Source organism: Spiroplasma endosymbiont of Colias croceus (assembly GCF_964020095.1).
In the GTDB taxonomy this organism is placed as follows: Bacteria; Bacillota_I; Bacilli_A; order Mycoplasmatales; family VBWQ01; genus Spiroplasma_E.
Map to the genome: position 1 here is coordinate 435,168 of NZ_OZ026536.1, position 19,214 is coordinate 454,381.

Sequence of the window (19,214 nt, forward strand, 5' to 3'; positions counted from 1 at the left end):
TATTAATATTAATTATAACTTAATTTAATAGTACTTGATTAATCTTTAATAAATAAAAAAACTTATTTTTAATTTTTTAATGATTAAAATAAGTTTTAAAAGTTATTATATATTTAAATATTATTATTTAACTTCACGTAACGTAATATGAATATTTTCGGCAGATATTTCAAATTCTGAAGCTGTCTTTATATCTGGAAAGCCTTTACTTAGATCATATTCTAATTTAAAGTTTAAATTAAAATAACCATTTTTTTCATTAGGATTAAGATTAAATCCACTTTCAGGGTTAGTAATAGTTATTACACTATCATTTGATTTAGAAGCAAGAATACTATAAATTTTATTAATTTTAGCAAAATAACCATTTGTTATAACTTGTTCTTTTATTTTTCCATCTTTGTCATAATCTGAATACTTATCTGAAGCTTTTGGTAATTCCTTTACTGTATCAACTGTTCAGTCAGAAAATATTTTTGAAATTTGTGTTGTTGCATCAACAAAAGTTTGGTTAATCTTAATAGCAGTAGTACTTTCAATATCACCAGTATTAAAAGTAGATTTACCATCATTACCAACTAAGAAATCAATAGTAATATTACTAACATTACCATTAAATACAATTGATTTATCATCATTATTGGTCACCGTTGGATCTGTCATTTTAAATAAAGTTGATTTAGGAACATTTGAAAAATCACCTGAAAATTCAAAACTTAAACTTAAACTAGAATATTGAACTTTATCTTTAATGGCAACATTTAAATTTTGTTTAATATATGATAACTGAGTTCTAGCAATTTCTTCTTTATCTTTTTTTTCTGCTCCTTTAATTTCTCCGGTTATTGGTAAATTTTCAACATTAATATTTAAATTATCTTTAGTAATTTCTTCTTTAATAAAGTATCTAATTGCATCAGCTTTTTTTTGATCACTAGTATGACTTGTATCATTATTAATTGTAATTTTAATATTTTTAGTAACTGATCGTAAATTTAAATAAGAGATTTCTGCTTTTACTCATAAATGACCATTGACTAATTCACTACCAGTTGGTAAAACAAACTTAGGTTTGTCTTTTTCATCATTATCATTATCTTTTTTTGGAACATAGTCCATAATTTTGACATGTGCATCAGGGTGATATCAATTTGTTGGATGTTCATTGGTACTTTCTTTAAGTTTACTAGAGAAAAAGTTACCAATAGCTGTTTGCACAGAAGTATCTAATTCGCTAAAAATTTTACCTTTCATTTCTCCTATATTGGTATCATCTGATAAATTAAGATCAGCCTTAATTTGCACACTACTATCAGTAACAAAAGAGGCAGCAAAATTAAGAATATCCCTTGGAGTCATTTGATTATTTTCACTACCACAAGCAACAACTGTTACAACTGGTGTTGTTGCTAAAGCAAGTGTGCCCAGTAATTTTAATAAAGATTTCACAAAAACGCTCCTTATCATTTCATTTAATTAATATTTTTAAAATACTGTAACATTATAAACAATTTTAAACTAAATTACATTATTATTTCTAAAATTATTGGTTTAATATCGTATTTTTTATTAGTAATCTGAAATGTAGAAATTGCCAAATCTAAAAATTGTTGATGAAAATGTTGATCTTTATTAGTATGGAGTTCCATAATTACACTATTTTTTTCAACTTTTTGACCATGAATTTGTTTTAAATAAATTCCTGCCACTGGATCAATGATATCAGTTTTAGTAGTTCTTCCTGCTCCTAATATTACTGATAATTCACCTAAAGCATAATTATTAGTAACATCTAAATAGCCCGATAATTGTGCCTTAACTTTAATAATATATTTAGCTGGTGGTAATTTATCAATATTATCAAGATATTTAGTATCTCCACCTTGACTTTTAACAAAATCATAAAAAATTTGTAGTGGTTTTTCACTAGTAAACATAGCATTAGCTTTATCAATACCCTCTTTTAAGGTTTTTACGTTTTTAGCTCCCAATAAGGCTAAAGCTACTAAATTACTAACAAGAATTTTCAAATCTTCTGGTCCTTTATTTTTTAAGCTTAAAATAACTTCTTGTAATTCTAGTGCATTACCAATTGTTTGTCCTAAAGGCTTATTCATATCACTAATAATAGCATAAATTTTTTTATTAAAAGCTTTACCAATATGTACCATTAATTTTGCTAACTTTCTTGCAGTTACTATATCCTGAACAAAGGCACCTTTTCCACATTTAATGTCTAGTAAAATTAAATCAGCACCCATCGCTATTTTTTTAGACATAACACTAGCAGCAATTAATGGTAATGAATCAACTGTTCCTGAAACATCACGTAATGCATATAATTTTTTATCAGCAGGCACTAAATTACTAGTTTGACTAATAATACTCATACCAACTTTATTAACAACTTTAATAAAATCTGATATTGCCAAATAACATTTAAAATTTGGAATTATTTCCAATTTATCAATAGTACCACCAGTAATACCCAATCCTCTTCCAGAAATTTTTGCAACCTTTAATCCACAAGCAGCAGCTAATGGACCAAATACTAAACTAGTTTTATCACCAACACCACCAGTTGAATGTTTATCAATACTAAAGCCAGTAATTTGTGATAAATCCATGGTTTCACCACTATTAATAACGGCTTTTGTATATTCTACTAATTCATCATTAGTCATTCCCTGAAAATAAACAGCCATTGCTCAAGCACTAATTTGATAGTCTGGTATTGTTTCATTAACAATACCTTCTGTTAAAAATTTTAGTTCTTCTTTATTTAAACTTTGTCCTAATTTCTTTTTAGAGATTAAATCAATCATATACATTTTAATAAAACACCTTACTTTCTTTTTATTAAATAACAATTGCAATTGCAATTGCATTAGTTTCATTATGTGATAAAGATAAAAGTAATTGATAATTCTTAATGATAGTTATTGGTTGATTATATTGATTATAATTAATATCAATATTTTTAAATGTTAACTTTTCTTGTGGTAATGCCTTAAAAATTGCTTCTTTTAATGCTCATCTTCCTGCCAAAAATTCCTGTTGACGTTGTAAAGAATATTGATTAAAAAGTATAATTTCTTTCTTACTTAAAATTCTTTTAGCAAATTCTTCAATATTTTCTATTCGATTTACTTCAATAATATCTATACCTACACTACGCATTGTTAACTCCTTATATAAAATAAAAGGTTAAAACCCTAAAATCCTTGTTTTTATTATATAATTAATATTAAAGAAAGTGTGATATTAATTTCAATAAATCAAATAAATTTTGAAAAGATGGTGGTATATTAATGACATTTTACTTAAATCAAAAACAAAAATCATTAATTAAAGAACACTACCAAAACTATAAAGTTGATAATAAAAATAGTAGTTATGAATTATTTCAATATCATAATATAACAATTGAAATTTATCAAGAAAAAGTTATTTTTAAAGGTACTAAAGAGGATATTATTGCAGAATATCGTAGAATTTGAAATCAACTTGATGAAAATCAATCACTAGTCATTGGCAATGCTGAATTTGGTATTAATAATTTTTTTGGTCCACTTGTTATTATTAGTTCTTATATTGGTTCGGGTAATTTAGAAAAATTACGTTTACTTAACATTCGCGATTATAAAGACTTATCACAAAGTAAATTTATTGAATTAGCACAAGATATTATGAAAACAATTATTTTTGAGTCAGTAATCATTAACAATCGTAAATATAATCAATGAATTGATGCGGGTTATAGCCCCAATATTATTAAAACCTGAGGAGAAAATCAAGCATTAGTTCGTATGTTACAACATAGAATTCAATATGATACTATAGTTATTGATCAATATATTAATGAAGATACATATTACAAATACATTGAAAATATGAAAGATAATCGTAATAAAATTATTAAAGATAAAGTTCAATTTGTTACTAATGCAGAAAGTAAGTATTTAGCTATCGCTTGTAGTACTATTATTAGTCGTTATTTATTTTTAGAAGAAATTAAAAAAATAAAAGGTATTGACACTAATACAATTCCATTAGGTACTGGAAAAGAAGTTAATATATTTTTAGAAAAAATTAAAAATGAAAAAACAATTGAATTTAATAAATTTCTTGAACGTCATAGCAAAAAATCATTTACTGAATTTTTTAAATAAATAATTAAAACTTAATTTTTATTAACTATATATAAAAAATATTTTTTATTTAAAAACTATCAAATAAATGATATAATCCAAATCAGATATATGTTTAAATATATTTTTAAGTCCTATTTTGTTTATAAAAACAAAATAGGACTTTTATACTTAAAGGAGAAAATAAAATGCCAAAAGAAGAAAAAAAACCTTTATTAGAAAAAAATAAACATACTAATTATGGAATTACCCAGCAACAATCTTCTATAAATAATAGTAATTCAAGTAGTACTGAAAGTCTTAATAGTTCAAGTACAATCATCGAAATAGAAGATAGTGAAGAAAATAATTGAATAACTTGTAATAGTCGTTATGGAGGAACAACACAAAAAAAACTCGATGATAATGGAAATTGAAAATATGAAACCCAAATTAGAAATAACTTTGATAGTTTAACTTTTTTTAATGAAAGCACTATTACCATTAATAACAATCAATACTGACAAAAACTAACATTTGTTGAAAAAAATGGAACAGTAATTATAGTGATTTTAGAATTATTAAAAATAAACTTTAATAGAAATACAATAGAAATATATAAAAAAGAATACAATGATGTTGATGAATATATTGATGATAATTTAGATTTAAAAACTTTTCAAAAAAAAGAAAGAAAATTATCACTTGAAGATCAATTCTTAGAAGGTATTACTATAAAAACTATTAATAATCTTAATAAATTTATAACAAATACCAACTCACTTAATGAACAATTAAAATTATTTAAAGAAAATTCTAATAATAGAGATTTAAATGTTTTATTAAAACTATATAAATATTTAACAATAATACAAAATTTTATTGATCAAACAAAATCAGGAATAATAAGAAATATTGCATATAAATTTTTAGGATTATTAGAAATTTATATTGGACTTACTGGTAAAAATTTACAAAGAGTAGTTTCTAATTTTCCCATTGATGGTAAAGAACATACATCCCAAGATTATATTGATGCTATATTTTGAAATTGACAAAATTATGTTATGGTATTACTTGATACTGCACTTGGCACATTTTTCACTTCAGCAGCTTCAAGTTGATCACGAGATGTTTTTTTTAATAAAAAAAACAAAACAAATCCCATTGAAATCAATCAATTTAATACCAGTGATTTTGAAAAATATAAAGAAATATTTGAAACACTTTTATTTGAAGAAGACCATCAAAAATTAATGAAATATTTTTCAAATATTTCCATACTTAATGATTTAATACAGAAATTTAATCAAATTGAAAATTGTGTAGAAACAGAATTTGAATATCATCCAAATTTTAAAAAAGAAATTGAACGAATTAAAAAACTAATTATTAATTCACAAAATGAAAATAATAATGCTAATAATGATAGTGAAATTAAACAAGTAATATCTTTAGCAAATAAAACAATTAAAACTATGGAACAACAAAATAATAAACCAATAGCATTAGTAACTAATTGAGGACGTAATCTTTTAGTTAATTTAACTTTAGAAACACTAACATGGGCAGGTAGTCATATTATTCTAACTGGTTCATCAGAAAATACTTCTAAAGAAGATTTTAATTTACATGATTGAATCACGAAAGACATTTTTACTACAGGTGCTTTAGCAGCAAATATAAGTCGTTATTTTGTTATGAGACCAATTAATAATATTTTTAAATCGGGTTTAACAAACTTAGGAATTCCAACTAATCTTTGTCCTGAAAAACTTTCAAAATGAGTTGAAAAACAAACTCGATATAAAAAAATATTAATGGCAATCCCTTTATTTTTATCAGTCACTTGTACTGTTAATGCTGTTAAAACAGAAGCTGCATTAGTTACTGAATATGGATTTCAAAAAGCCACAAAATTATTTTATGAAAAATTTGTTAGATGAACAACATTAGGATTTTCAATTGGTGTAACAGCAATTGATATGATTGCTTTTGCTATTTCTGATTTTTATAAAGATGTATTTAATCAACCAATAACTATAAAAAAAATAACAGAAATATTAACTAGTTGTTGTGGATTTACTAAAAAAGAAGCAGTTTTTCTTGAAAAACATTTAGAAAAATTAGAAAACAATGGGAAATTCACAACTTTTGATGAATTGTTTAAAAAATATCAGGAAGAAGAATTTGAAGATTCTGGTATTGAAGAAGTTTTATCACAACAAATAGAATCAGAAAAATCATCAAATGAAAAAGAAACTGATGACGAAACATCAATAGAAGAATTTCCTATTGACAATCCATATGAATTTGCAAATGATATAAATAACCAACCATCAACAAGTACAGGAATATACCATCCAATGCCATTCAATTAAAAGCACTATTTAAATTTAATTTTTAGTCACTCTTTTAAAAAGAGTGACTTTTTTAATATTTTATATTTATTTTTTTTCTAAAAAATGTACACTGATTTTGGTTATTTTAGATGTATAAGAATAAATATACCAAAAAAGTAGTGAGAAAGGGATTTTTATGGATGAAAAAAATAAAAGAGAAAAAGAAATAGCAAGAATAAAAGAAAAAATTGCAGCTAATAAATTAAAAAAAGAATCCGAAAAAGCTGAAAAAGAAAGACAACAACAAGAAATCGAAAATAAGAAAAAAAATGAAAATAAAAAAACTTTATAAAATTAATATTTAAAGAAAAAATCACTTAATAATTAAGTGATTTTTTTATAAAAATGAATAATTTTAATATTTTGGTTTTCTTTTTCATTTTGAATTATTATCAACATTACGTTTAAAATCATTTCTATTATTATGAGATGAAAAATTTAATTTAGTTGGTACTTTAACAACATTTTTAGGTAAATCTCAACCTGTAGTATCTAGTAAAGTAATTTCATGATTTTGATAATATTGAATTTCTTGAATTTCATTATATTGAACTCTATTACTTACTAAAGTAATAGCAGTTCCTTGTGCTCCAGCACGAGCTGTTCTACCAATACGATGAGTATAGTATTCATATTCACGTGGAATATCATAATTAAAAACATAATCAATGCCATTAATGTCAATTCCTCTAGCAACAACATCAGTAGCAATTAATACTCTAACCTTACCATTTTTAAATTGTCTCATTGCTTCCATACGTTCTCTTTGACTTTTATCGCCGTTAATAACAGCACATTTAATATTATTTTGTTCTAATAATTGTGCAATTTTGTTAGTAAAAGCTTTTGTATTTGAAAAAACAATACTTAATTGTGGTTGTAATTTTTGATATAAAGTAACTAATGCAGTTTCTTTTGTTATATTACGACAATCAAAATAATATTGTTTAATATTTGCTTGTTGTAATTTTTGACTTTCATCTTCAACAGTAATACTAACTGGATTATTTTGATAATCATCAGCAATTTTTAAAACTGGTTTTGACATTGTTGCTGAAAAAAGGACAGTTTGAATATTTTGTGGTGAATTCTCAAATAAGAAATCAATATCTTTTTTAAATCCCATTTTTAACATTTCATCTGCTTCATCTAAAACTAATGTTTTAATTGAATTTAATCTTAAACTACCACGATTAATATGATCAGTAATTCTTCCTGGTGTTCCAACAACTATATTACTAGTTCTTAAATCATATAATTGATTTCTAATATTAACACCACCACATAATAAAGCAACATTAACACCATTTAAAAAATAAGCATATTTTTTTACTTGTTTAGCAACTTGGATTGCCAATTCTCTAGTTGGACAAACAATAATGGCTTGATTACGATATAATTTTATATCTAAATTATGTAATATAGGTAAGACAAAAGCAGCAGTTTTTCCGGTTCCGGTATGACTTTTTCCAATAATATCTTTTTTTTGTAAAGAAACTGGAATTGTCTTCTTTTGAATTGGTGTTGGGGTAGTATAACCTCATTTAGCAATAGCAGCAGTTAATTCTTGTTTTAAATTTAGTTCTGTAAAACTCATATATTTCTCCTTAAAAATAAATTTTGAATAAATTTAGAAAAAATGATAATTATAACCTGAAAAATAACCTCTAAAAGAGGATTATTTTAAAAAAGGATTAGTTTTATTTATTATTTATATATAATATACTTACTTACATTTTAAAGTATTAATTCATCTAATTTTTCTAAAATTAAAAGTTGTCAAATAATTTCATTATATTATTTATTTCTTTGACATCATTAACAACTTTTTGATATTTTTTTATCAATCATATCTTAAAAGAAAATTGCGAATTAATCAACAACTTAAATATAATACACTATTTTTAATTAAATGTAAAGATAAATTTGGGAGCATACCGATGTTGTCAATAATATTCAAATTTGTCTTAAAATTATAAAGTTAGACGAGAATAATTTTGACTTCAATATGCAATTGTATGTTAATCTTAACACTTGTAAAATATTAGTCAACAATAATACTTACTTTTATAACTCAAAAATTCTTATTAGCGTTTACTTTAATAAGTTTTATTTTATTTTTAGTTATTTTTAAATTTAAGTTTTTATTTTATAATAACTGGATGGCGGTATTTATTTGATAGCATTTAAAATTAACCATTTTTGTATACATATCAATATTATAGGTTCTATCACCAATTATATGCTTTAAAATTTGTTTAATATTAGTTTCAGTAAAGCAACCAATATTTTCAACTAATGCTTGGTTTAATACGCCATCTTTTGCATTAATAAAATAACCAACTTTTATTTTTTTATATTAGACTTCTTGCAAAACCTATCTATTAAAAATTTAATTTTTAATAGATAGGTTTTGCAAGAAGTCTATTAATTGATAAAATTTCTTTAAATATACAATTTATTAGTTCTTGTTTATTACAGATTGCTTCTCAAATTTCATTATCTCTTTTCTTCATTATCAAATTCTCCTTTAATCTTTTATTTTGTTTTTGTTTACATAAGTTATTACATTTATGAGCAAAAACTCTACCATAACCACATTTATTATTCTTTTTAATTTTTATTATCATTAGTTTTAAATGTTTCTTCTTTTTCATCTCAATATAATTTGGTATTTGTTTCTATTCACTTCTCAAAAGAATTTAATTTTAATTTATTCATTATTATCAACTCAACTTTCATTTAATCATAAAAATATTTCATGTAAAACTAATATTGAATCTGCTTTATCTTTATACTTAAACATTAAATCTGTTATATATTTACGTAATACACCTTTATTAACTCTATTTTCTTTTTTCATTATTTTTTCTCCTTATTAAACTTCAAAATTTTCTATTATTTCTTCTTCTTTTTCTAATTCTTTTAATTTAGATAAAGTAGAATTTAAATCAGTATTATCAGTTGAATTAGTAATAGCATCAATAGTATCTTGATATTCTTTAAACTTAGGATTTGAATCAATAATATCAATAATATGATTATTTGGATTATCAATATATATTTTTTCATTTTCAGTAATAATTGCTTGGTCATTTTCATAAGCAGTTTGCATATCAACTGACATAATTCCTCATTTTCTTAATAATTGAGTTAATACAGTTTTTTTAGCTATACTATCAAAATCACTAACAATAAATTTTTGATTCTTTTTATATGTTTCACTATATTTATTAAAATGTTCTATTATTTGTTCAGTTGTTCAATATAAATTTTTTTCAAAACCATTTTTTAATTTAAAATAAGCACAATAACCTACTATTTTTGATTTTAATCTTTCAATAGGATTTTCAATAAATTTAAATTTTATTTCATCTTTTAAATAATCAATTTTTTTTAATTCTCCTTCTCTAACTTCAATAACATTAATTTTTTTATATTGTTGACTTCTTTGTGCTAATTGAATATAACCTTTATATCCCATTTGAAACTGTGCTTCTTTAACAGTTAATCAATTACCTTTTTCATCTTTATATTTACGATTAAAAGGTACAACTCAACAATAACCAAAATTCTTTTCTAATGGTAATTGTAATAATGTTGCTTGATAACATGCTTCTAATATTGTAGTTAAACTAGTTTTTGCTAAACCTAATTGATTTTTAATTGCTAAAGCATTGCTTTTAAATCTTTGCACTTCTTTTTCACTCATATTATTACCTTGATTTTTATTAGTAAATCATTGTTCAATAGTTAATGAATTTTTATTATTAGTTAAATCATTACTCATTATTTTCTTCTCCTTTTTTATTTAATAATTCTAAAATTTCATCTAATTTTTTATTAATTTTGCCTATATGTTTTAATAAAATTAAAATTGATTTATCCATAAGTTATCTCCTATCATTTTTTAACTTTTTTAAATCTATTATCTAAATGTACTTCAATATTTTTACTAGGATTAACTATTAAATGACTATTAATCTCAATTCAATTATTTAGATTACTATCTAATTTTTTAGGTAATTTATCAAATTCAATTGAATTACAAGAATAAATGTTTATTTCTTTAATTGATTTCTCATTAATCATTTTTATTTCTTCTTAATCATTCTTTAATATTATTTTTTAAAATATTTAATTCTTTAATTTGACCTCTTAAAACATCTAATTCTCATACATTTATTTGACTTAAATTAATTTCTTCAATTTTATATTCTAAAAATTCAATTCTAGCATTAATACTTTTCGTTAATAATTCATTAAAATTACATTTTTTATTTTTACAATATTCTAGTTTATATTCCATTTTGATTTTCTCCTTTAAAATATTTTGTTTTTGCATTAAATCATTCTTCTTTTAATTCTTTTGTTATTTCTATTTCTTCTTGATTATTTTTATTCGTTAAATATACATAACCTCTATTAGGTAATGAAAATGGGGTCATACCATTAGCAAGCAGTAAACAATAATAAGCAGTTAATTGTAATTTAAATCTTTTTAATTTATCTTCATCAATACAAGCATATGTTTTATAATCAACTAAATAATATTTATTTTCTTTTTTATCTAAATAAACTAAATCTGGTGTTCCAGCAACTAAGGTATCAGCAATAGGTTTTTCTATAATAAATTCATAATTATTTTTATCTTTAAATTTTTCTTTTAAAAACATAAGTGATTTTTTACAATAAGAATAATTTATTGAATTTGTTATTGGTTTTAATTTTTTTAATAAATTATTAATAATATTTTCTTGATTAATATTTTGTAAATATAATTCATTAAGTTTATGAACTCATTTACCACGAACTGAAGCATTTTTTAATACTTCTGCTGAGATATGACTATATCCAAAACCTAAATAATTATCAATAATTCTAGAAACTGATATTAATTCTTTATCTTCTAAAAAATATTGATGTGTTTCTTTTTTAAAAATTAATTTAGGCATATTTATTTCTACCTATTAATATTCAAAAACATTTATTACATAATCTATTACCAAAAGAAGATTGTTTTCTACATTTATCACAAGAACCAACCATTCTATATTCTCTATATTCCATAAATATTTTTCCTTTCATTAATTAAGTTTTTGATTTATCATGTCTGATTCTTCTTTTGAAATATAAACTTCCAATACTAATATTTCATAATGTGTAATATATGCATCTTCTAATAAATGATGTTTATAATTTTTATGAAAATTATTAGCATCTATAAAAGTACAAAAAACTTTATATTTTGTTTCAAATGTATAATTAACTTTATATTTTATTAAATAAACGTATGACATATTTATTTTTCTCCTTTATTTTTTTTATTGTGTTATGATATTGTTAATGAGGTATGTATTTATATATAAACCCCCTATTTTTTTAAATAATACAAATGTAATTATTAATTAGATTAATGGGGTATTTACTGAGCCATCATAAGGCTATTCAAATTAATCTATAATTACATTAAGCGATATACTGTTACTTTCTAATTTGCTTAACATTAGAATCCTTTTATACTGATAGAAGAATAGGTCTATAACCAACAGTAATTTATTTTTCTTCCGACAGGGTATTAAGTTTTAATCTTTTAACAAAAAAAGAACGATAGTTATATCGTTCTTTGTTATCCAATTATGAATCTAAGGGTTAAAGTGATGCGCCCTTTGACAACCGTCCGTAAATAATGTTCGTGCTAATGTCTTACCATCACTTAATAAATAATCAGCATGATTAGTATCATAACTATAATATTTATTGTCTATTATTGATTGATTAGTAATTCAATCATTATTATTTAAATAACCATATTGATTATTAAATAATGATTTATTTTGATCTATTGGAATGACAGGTAGTATTTTCTTTTTACTAGCAATATTATTTTTTTGAACTACTATCATCATACTATTAAACATTGTATTACTTGCTATTGTTAATGTTGTTACTGTACTTAGAGTTAATAAAAACTGTTTCATTTACAATACCTTCTTTTACTTTTTACCATTTTTAAAATCATAATTAAATTTAATAATAAATAATTAATTTGAAAAAAACATATTTATTTAATTCATAATATTATTAAATGTTATATTATTTAATTTAATATCAGAATATGAAGTTGATCCTAAAAAAGTAGCTGTCATTATATGTCATTTTCAATAAATATTATTATCATCATGTCAAAGTTCTAAATAAATATCAATGGCAGTTCCTACACCTCCTGGGTAATTTGGATCATATGGTGGTCACGTACTAATATTAACTTGAAAAATTGAATTATCAATATCTTTTTGTTGATTAGTTTTTATATTTGTTGTTGTGACTTGAGAATTTAGAGATTTATAGTCTTCTTTACCACTTCCCGTTGAAACTTTTAAATATGAATTAGCATCAAAATTAAAAGTTGGATATTTATTAGTAAAAGTATTTCAATCGCTTGCATAGTCAGTTCATTTTACTATTGTATATGTATTAGAATAATCACTATAATTTGAACTAAATCAATTATATGAGTCATTTCATTTATAATTTAAGTTATTTTCTATATTTGATTTATCAAACTCAGTATAATAAACTTCAATTAAATTATTATCTTTATCAAAAATATAATTAATTGAATAATTTTTATCATTTACGTTCATTGGTGCACTATATATAAAATTAAAAATATTATTATTGCTACTAATTAAATTAATAATAATATTAATTAAATTATCATTAATTTGCCCTTTTAAACTACTTTGTGTCATAAAATATTGACCTATTTTATTAGCAATACTATTATCAATTAAATTATTTTTTGCTGCTTTTGCAATATAATATAAACCTAATGTTTCACTTAAACTATTGCTATGTTCAACTTTATCAGCACCTGCTTGTTGGGAAATATCAATATGTTTTTCAACGCCACCAAATTGAATATATTGTCAATCAGTATTATCACCACTAAAATATGTGTGAGAATATTCACTTTTACTATATGGATTATATTTATCTTTAACTGTGGTATTTTTTTTATGAGTAATCATTTCTTGTTTAGTAGCATCAATTTCGACTTTATCTTTTGGTGGTATTACAGCATCCTTTTTATAAACTAATTCACCTTTATTATCAACAGTAAATAATGTTCGTGCTGATGTCTTACCATCACTTAATAAATAATCAGCATGACTAGTATCATAACTATAATAGTTATTATCTATTTGATTAGTAATTCAATCACTACTACTTAAATAACCATATTGATTATTGAACACTGAAGATAAAGTATCATTTATTGATGATTTATTTGTTAATAGTTTATTAACGGTAGTGTTAGTAACATCAATAGTATTAATAATACTACTTGTTAAAGTTAATGTTGTTAATGTACTTAAAGTAATTAATAATTGTTTCATTGTATTTTTCCTTTCTATTTTTAGTATCCTAAAATAATATTTTTTATAAATTAAAATATCTTATTAATCTATAATAATAGATATAACATTTTATAAATTTTATTTCATAATGTTAATAAAAGATGATTGATTTAGTGTAGTTGAGAAAAAAGCACCTTCCGTTGCAAATTTAGAATATTCATATCATCTATAACTAATATAAATATTATGATCATCATGTCAAATTTGTGCATCAGCTTTTATTTCAACATGAGCCCCAAATATTCCTCCATCATGATTAACACTTACTGATCAAAAGTTATGATTAAAATTGTAACTAGTATCAATTTTAGAAGTATCAATGCTTAATTTTGAACCACTATATTGCTCCTTACCATATTGACAATAAACAGAAAAAAATGAATTATCATTAAAAGTTAATGTTGGATATATAGTAATAAAATCTTTTCAGCTAGCAATCTTACCATCTTGCGTAAAATTACTAATAACAGTTGTAGGTCCATAATATCACATACCATAATCATTATTTCCACTATAACTTTCATAAGTTTTAACATTGATATTTGAAACAAGATTATCATTATTTCATTTTGTATAATAAATAGAAATTATATTATTATTACTATCAAAAATATAATTGATTGAATATTTTTTATCATTTATGTTCATTGGTGAACTATATATAAAATTAAAAATATTATTATTACTACTAATTAAATTAATAATTTTACTAGTTAAATCTTTATTAAAATTATCTTTAATAATTGTTTGACTCATAAAATATGTTCCTAAATTAACAGCCACTGCTTTAGTAATTTTATTTTGATATGCTGCTTTTGCAATATAATATAAACCTAATGTTTCACTTAAACTACTACTATGTTCAACTTTATCAGCAGCTAGTTGTTGGGAAATATCAATATGTTTTTCAACTCCACCAAATTGAATATATTGTCAATCAGTATTATCACCACTAAAATATTTGTTAGAATATTCACTTTTACTATATGGATTATAAATATTATTAATACTATCAATTTTTTTATGACTAATCATTTCTTGTTTAGTATTATTAACATCAACTTTATCTTTTGCTGGTATTATAGCATCTTTTTTATAAACTAATTCACCTTTATCATTAACAATAAATAATGTTCGTGCTGATGTCTTACCATCACTTAATAAATAATTGGCATGACTAGTATCATAACTATAATATTTATGATCTATTATTGATTGATTAGTTATTAGACTTCTTGCAAAACTATGATATTAATCACATTTTTTAAGTTTAAAAATTTATTTTAATAACACTTTTAATATTTTTTAAAAATTATTGTTCAAAATATGTTTTATTTTTTGTCATTAAAATACAACAAAAATTATTATTTCAAATAAAAAAATAAAATATTAAATTATCAAATATATTTAAATTAATAATTGGAAATTATAAATTGAAGCTATTAAATTAAATCTTAATGCAAATTTTTTTCTTCTATTTCGATATTTTTCACTAATAATTTTAAATTTTTTAAGAATCGCAAAAACATGTTCAATAACAACTCTCATTTTTGAAATAGCCTTATTATTTTTCTTTTCTTCTTTAGTTAAAGGGTTTTTCTTTGATTTTCGTTTAGGTAATAAGACATTTTTATGTATGTTTTGTATACCTTGATATCCTAAATCTACTAAAATAGTTGTTTCTGATAAAAATTTCGTTTTTGAATTTTTTAAAATTTTAAAATCATGATTTTTACCATAAGAAAAATAAGAACTTATAATTTTTTTACTATCTTTTTCAATTATGACTTGAGTTTTTATTGTATGTTTTTTCTTTTTTCCTGAATAATATTGTTTTTGACTTTTTTTGGGCGTTGAATAGTACTTTCAGTCACATCAATAATAAATGTTTTATCTTTAAAATTATTATTTAACAGTGATTTTTGCCCATCAAGTTGTTGAAAATCAGGATGTTTTATTAAAGTATTTTCTATTCACTTGATATTCCTATAGCAACTACTTTCACTAATTCCATAACTTTTAGCAATATGAAAATAAGTTCGATACTCTCTTCAATATTCTAAAGTCATTAATAAACGATTTTCTAATGATAATTTATTAGGTGTACCACCATTTTTAAACTTTTTTACTTCTTCTGTCTTTAAAATTTCTAGAATTTTATTAAAAATAATATCATTTATACCAGTTAATCTTAATAATTCTGGATTGTTAATAGTTTTTAATTTATCAAACATCATAGATTACCTATCTTTTTTATTTTTAATTTTATTTTAAAAATTAAATTTTTAATAGATAGGTTTTGCAAGAAGTCTATTATATCACTATCATTTAAATAGCCATATTGATTATTAAATAATGAAGTTACAGAATCACTTATTGATGATTTATTTGCTAATAATTTATTAATGGTAGTATTAGTATCATCAATAGTATTAATAATACTATTACTTGCCAAAGTTAATGTTGTTAATGTACTTAAAATGATTAATAATTGTTTCATATTACTTTTTCCTTTTTTTAACTTACTAACTGGTAATTAAAATTAAAATTAAAATCAGGGAATGTTAAAGTAGCACGATCACTAATAGTTTTGCCAGCAAACCTTTCTGATAAATCAAGAGTATAAAGTGTATTATCTTTAGTTGGTTGTGTTTCGCTGTCAGTAAATACTAGTTTTACATTATTTAACTCTCAACCCGATTTTGTTGTTACTGCAACATCGGTTTCTAAAAAAATACTTTTTGTTTTAGTAATTAAATCTCAAAAATTATTTGCCTTACCACCTTTAATTTCTTTACTAATATCAACTGACATACCATTTGGTTTTGTGTCACCATCTAATAAATAATTCATAGTGAACTCTCCAGTAAATGCATTCTCAACTGGATGATAAGAATTGTTATTAATTGTATTTAATAAACTATCTTTATTAGTAATTCAATTACCTAATAAATTATCTTGTTCATAAAAATGTTGACCTTCTTGTAAAATATTTGCATCTTGACCATCTTTTAATCAAATACCTTTTAATGCAAAATCTTTTGGCGAAGGATAATTACCAGTAATATTATTTTTATTATGACCATGAACAATAGCTTTAGCATTTAAAGAACCATCTAATTTATAACTATTATCAGTAGCTTTTATTGTTATTTCAATATTTTTACCTAATTTATTATTAAAAATATTATAACCAACTTTTAAATTTGTTGATATTGTATAATCACTATCTTTAATATTAAGATCTGAATAATTTTTTTGGAAATAAGATTGACAAATCTTCTTTACACTCTCAATAATTTGACTATTAACAAATTTAACATCTTCTTCTGATAATTTACTATCGGCATTAATAAAATTACCATTTTTATCTTTTTGATTATCTAAAGTAATTTGAAAGTTTTTATTATCTTTATCATTATTATATTGTGTTTCAATTTCATTAGTTAATTCTTTCATAGTACTTAAATCAGCAATATCATTTTTAACATTTATAGTGCAATTATCTTTTTTTCCTGTAAAGTTTCAAGAATTATTATCTAAAGATGTAATTGAAAATTGAACAGGAACACTTTTAGTAAAGTTTTGTGGTTCTGAACCATTTTGAAATTCAATTTTGTAATAACTAGGTTTAATTTCTTTTTTGGGTACATTTAATGCTTTACTTAAAATTGTTTCAAATTGTTCTTGAATTGTTGGAATTAATCATTTATCTTTTATTGAATCAATAGTAGCATTTTCAGGATTAGTAATATTAATAATTTTATTAAGAAAGTTAACTGGTAAACTAGCAATATTAATTGCAACTTGATTTATAATATTAATATTAATTTCGATATTAACGTTAGTATTTTTAATACCAAAAATTGATGCTTGATCATTAGTTGTTAAATTTAAAACATAACTTTTAGACTCATTAAAATTCTTTGGCAAAGTAAAAGAAGTATTAGTTATCGGCTTTTTATCCTTACCAACAGTAAAGTTAACTGCTGGATTATAATTAGCATTTAAGAAAAAATTAATTGGTAATAAAGTTGAATTATCATTATCAACATCACTTTCAATTTTAGGATCAGTTTTTTGTAAATTATTATCAATACTACTTAAAACATTTGTAAAATCAATATTACCATTATCAGCAGCATTTTCAATAACATTAAAATTAACAATATTTGTTGATTTACGAAAATAAGCAATAGTAGAATCTAAACTAATAGGTCCAGAGTTACGATGATGTTTTTGATAATATTCATCTCATAATTTATTATTAGAATTCGGATTAAATTCAGAATTATTGAAAGCAGCAGTAGTATGTAAGAGTAATATCGTAGTAACTGTTGTAGAACCAAATGCTAATAAATACAACGAAAATAATAAGATTCTTTTCTTCTTATTTTTTTTAACATTAATTGTATATATTGAATTAGATCCTGTTTTTATCTTTTTATGTTTATCCTGATTAACCATATCTTTACTCGGGCTATTACTATTTATTTTATATTTCATTTTAACAATCCTTTCCTAGCATTATTTTTAAAATAATCTAAAGTGAAAAATATAGCTTAACGCTTTAACTTGCTATTTTTAACTAAAATATTAAAATAGGAAAAAATATTAAAATAGTTTAAACCTTAGTTTTAATAAAATAAAACTAAGGTTTAAAGTAAACCAATTAAATTTAGTTTTTATATTTTAATATTAATAATTTTAATAATTATATAAACTTTGCTATACACCTATTAAAATTATAAGGAAAGAAATACTCTGTCCTTAAAAATAATATTACACTTATTATAAAAAAAGACAATATTCTTTTTAAAAAAAGATTGAATATTTTTAATTAAAAAGAACACTAATAGTAAAATAATTTTCAAAATAATTTTTCTTAATTAAGATAAAAATTAAATTAAAAATTCAATGATTAAATTAAATATTCATTGAATTTTTAAATTATGATTAATTTTTTTTAATATTACATTCAACATGCATTGGTTGTAAATTTTCTAAACTATTATTATTTGGATCACCATCAATGTGATCAATATTTCAAGCAAATGCTGAAGTTGGTTGTTCACCTTGATAAGCACCTTTTATCATTGGCAAACAACACCACGGACAAGGAGCTTGCACATTCAATGTTCAAAATTCAGATAATCCTTTAAAATATTTCTCCATTTTTTGAATAGAATAGTTTCATATTTTTTCTTTGTCTTCTTTTTCTCACTTTTTACGACGTGCCACAATGAATTAACCCCTTT

General features: G+C 22.3%; 22 protein-coding genes. 3 read left to right on the forward strand and 19 right to left on the reverse strand.

The genetic code is table 4. From position 1 onward, the window contains the following. Positions 1-123: 123 nt before the first annotated feature. From AACL24_RS02735 to acpS, 3 genes are all read right to left on the reverse strand, one after another. Positions 124-1,449, reverse strand: a complete 1,326-nt coding sequence (locus AACL24_RS02735; protein WP_339048485.1) for a hypothetical protein — start codon at positions 1,447-1,449, stop codon at positions 124-126. 74 nt (positions 1,450-1,523) lie between these two features. Next, positions 1,524-2,831, reverse strand: a complete 1,308-nt coding sequence (locus tag AACL24_RS02740; RefSeq protein ID WP_339048487.1) for a thymidine phosphorylase — start codon at positions 2,829-2,831, stop codon at positions 1,524-1,526. A 28-nt stretch (positions 2,832-2,859) separates the two neighbouring features. Beyond that, positions 2,860-3,180 (reverse strand): holo-ACP synthase, encoded by a 321-nt coding sequence (gene acpS, locus AACL24_RS02745; protein WP_339048490.1) that lies wholly within the window; start codon positions 3,178-3,180, stop codon positions 2,860-2,862. A 131-nt stretch (positions 3,181-3,311) separates the two neighbouring features. Between acpS and AACL24_RS02750 the strand changes: the two genes are divergently transcribed. The 3 genes from AACL24_RS02750 to AACL24_RS02760 all read left to right on the forward strand — a co-directional run bounded on the left by AACL24_RS02750 (position 3,312) and on the right by AACL24_RS02760 (position 6,824). Further along, positions 3,312-4,172 carry a ribonuclease HIII gene (locus AACL24_RS02750; protein ID WP_338959317.1) on the forward strand — a complete coding sequence of 287 codons (861 nt, stop codon included), beginning with the start codon at positions 3,312-3,314 and terminating at the stop codon, positions 4,170-4,172. A 167-nt stretch (positions 4,173-4,339) separates the two neighbouring features. Further along, positions 4,340-6,511 (forward strand): hypothetical protein, encoded by a 2,172-nt coding sequence (locus AACL24_RS02755; protein WP_339048493.1) that lies wholly within the window; start codon positions 4,340-4,342, stop codon positions 6,509-6,511. A gap of 157 nt (positions 6,512-6,668) precedes the next feature. Next, on the forward strand, positions 6,669-6,824 hold the full coding sequence (locus tag AACL24_RS02760) for a hypothetical protein (RefSeq protein WP_174479916.1): 156 nt from the start codon (positions 6,669-6,671) through the stop codon (positions 6,822-6,824). Between the two features lie 63 nt (positions 6,825-6,887). Here AACL24_RS02760 and AACL24_RS02765 read toward each other — a convergent pair whose 3' ends face one another. From AACL24_RS02765 to AACL24_RS02840, 16 genes are all read right to left on the reverse strand, one after another. After that, on the reverse strand, positions 6,888-8,129 hold the full coding sequence (locus AACL24_RS02765; protein WP_339048495.1) for a DEAD/DEAH box helicase: 1,242 nt from the start codon (positions 8,127-8,129) through the stop codon (positions 6,888-6,890). A gap of 802 nt (positions 8,130-8,931) precedes the next feature. Continuing rightward, positions 8,932-9,162 (reverse strand): hypothetical protein, encoded by a 231-nt coding sequence (locus tag AACL24_RS02770; protein WP_339048497.1) that lies wholly within the window; start codon positions 9,160-9,162, stop codon positions 8,932-8,934. 83 nt (positions 9,163-9,245) lie between these two features. Then, positions 9,246-9,395, reverse strand: a complete 150-nt coding sequence (locus AACL24_RS02775) for a hypothetical protein (protein ID WP_339048499.1) — start codon at positions 9,393-9,395, stop codon at positions 9,246-9,248. Between the two features lie 15 nt (positions 9,396-9,410). Beyond that, positions 9,411-10,322: a recombinase RecT gene (locus tag AACL24_RS02780; RefSeq protein ID WP_339048501.1), complete on the reverse strand. Its 912-nt coding sequence runs from the start codon at positions 10,320-10,322 to the stop codon at positions 9,411-9,413. A 110-nt stretch (positions 10,323-10,432) separates the two neighbouring features. Then, the gene (locus tag AACL24_RS02785; protein WP_339048040.1) at positions 10,433-10,624 is read right to left on the reverse strand and encodes a hypothetical protein; all 192 of its coding nucleotides are present in this window, start codon (positions 10,622-10,624) and stop codon (positions 10,433-10,435) included. Then, complete coding sequence (locus AACL24_RS02790; RefSeq protein WP_339048038.1) at positions 10,617-10,841, reverse strand: hypothetical protein; 225 nt, start codon at positions 10,839-10,841, stop codon at positions 10,617-10,619. Before AACL24_RS02790 ends, AACL24_RS02785 begins: the two co-directional genes overlap by 8 nt. Then, on the reverse strand, positions 10,831-11,487 hold the full coding sequence (locus AACL24_RS02795; RefSeq protein WP_339048503.1) for a PD-(D/E)XK nuclease family protein: 657 nt from the start codon (positions 11,485-11,487) through the stop codon (positions 10,831-10,833). The genes AACL24_RS02790 and AACL24_RS02795 overlap by 11 nt, the downstream gene beginning before the upstream one ends. After that, positions 11,480-11,602, reverse strand: coding sequence for a hypothetical protein (locus tag AACL24_RS02800; RefSeq protein ID WP_339048505.1), 123 nt, complete (start codon positions 11,600-11,602; stop codon positions 11,480-11,482). Before AACL24_RS02800 ends, AACL24_RS02795 begins: the two co-directional genes overlap by 8 nt. A gap of 17 nt (positions 11,603-11,619) precedes the next feature. Further along, entirely contained in the window at positions 11,620-11,832 is a 213-nt protein-coding gene (locus AACL24_RS02805; protein ID WP_339048507.1) for a hypothetical protein, read from the reverse strand. A 345-nt stretch (positions 11,833-12,177) separates the two neighbouring features. Then, positions 12,178-12,513: a hypothetical protein gene (locus AACL24_RS02810; RefSeq protein ID WP_339048510.1), complete on the reverse strand. Its 336-nt coding sequence runs from the start codon at positions 12,511-12,513 to the stop codon at positions 12,178-12,180. Positions 12,514-12,600: 87 nt separating this feature from the next. Further along, positions 12,601-13,935, reverse strand: a complete 1,335-nt coding sequence (locus tag AACL24_RS02815) for a hypothetical protein (RefSeq protein WP_339048512.1) — start codon at positions 13,933-13,935, stop codon at positions 12,601-12,603. A gap of 99 nt (positions 13,936-14,034) precedes the next feature. Continuing rightward, positions 14,035-14,991 (reverse strand): hypothetical protein, encoded by a 957-nt coding sequence (locus tag AACL24_RS02820; protein WP_339048514.1) that lies wholly within the window; start codon positions 14,989-14,991, stop codon positions 14,035-14,037. 372 nt (positions 14,992-15,363) lie between these two features. Then, a protein-coding gene (locus AACL24_RS02825) for an IS5 family transposase (RefSeq protein WP_339048516.1) occupies positions 15,364-16,193 on the reverse strand; the annotation gives its coding sequence in 2 pieces (ribosomal slippage) (positions 15,364-15,797 and positions 15,797-16,193; 831 coding nt in all). After that, positions 16,175-16,456 (reverse strand): hypothetical protein, encoded by a 282-nt coding sequence (locus AACL24_RS02830; protein ID WP_339048518.1) that lies wholly within the window; start codon positions 16,454-16,456, stop codon positions 16,175-16,177. The genes AACL24_RS02825 and AACL24_RS02830 overlap by 19 nt, the downstream gene beginning before the upstream one ends. A gap of 17 nt (positions 16,457-16,473) precedes the next feature. Next, positions 16,474-18,462 carry a hypothetical protein gene (locus AACL24_RS02835; RefSeq protein ID WP_339048520.1) on the reverse strand — a complete coding sequence of 663 codons (1,989 nt, stop codon included), beginning with the start codon at positions 18,460-18,462 and terminating at the stop codon, positions 16,474-16,476. A 450-nt stretch (positions 18,463-18,912) separates the two neighbouring features. Then, entirely contained in the window at positions 18,913-19,197 is a 285-nt protein-coding gene (locus tag AACL24_RS02840) for an HNH endonuclease signature motif containing protein (RefSeq protein WP_252319983.1), read from the reverse strand. Between the last annotated feature and the right edge of the window lie 17 nt (positions 19,198-19,214).